Source organism: Dellaglioa sp. CoH-55-MRSF-7 (genome assembly GCF_056782235.1).
Genome location: NZ_JBXAYI010000119.1, coordinates 1 through 315, shown reverse-complemented (window position 1 = coordinate 315; position 315 = coordinate 1). Strand labels below are relative to the sequence as shown.

Genomic DNA, 315 nt, shown 5'->3' with positions numbered 1-315 from the left:
CTACTACTCGGTCCCCTACGAGATGGTAATCCCGTTCCTGCACATGATGCAGTGCCAAGCAACGTACGGCGTGACGAACGCGTTCAAGCGTGATTTCAACATCAAGTTCACGATTGAGCCCGAGATTGAAATCGAAATCATGGGTGCAAACGACACGGAAGGGAGCGCTTGGGACTGGAGCTTGAACAACCTGATGGACTCGCTGCGATCGGCTCTCAAGAGTCAGGACGACGCGGGGCTCCTGAAGGGCACACAGGAGGATGTGTTCAACGCCATCATCCGCCCGTGGAAGAGCAAGAAAATGCGCAGCTGGTT

General features: G+C 54.9%; 1 protein-coding gene. It reads left to right on the top strand.

Translation table 11 applies throughout. The features are described from left to right. Window positions 1–43: 43 nt before the first annotated feature. A partial coding sequence (locus AC1RPU_RS08110; protein WP_481769662.1) for a hypothetical protein occupies window positions 44–315 on the top strand: 272 nt, incomplete at its 3' end.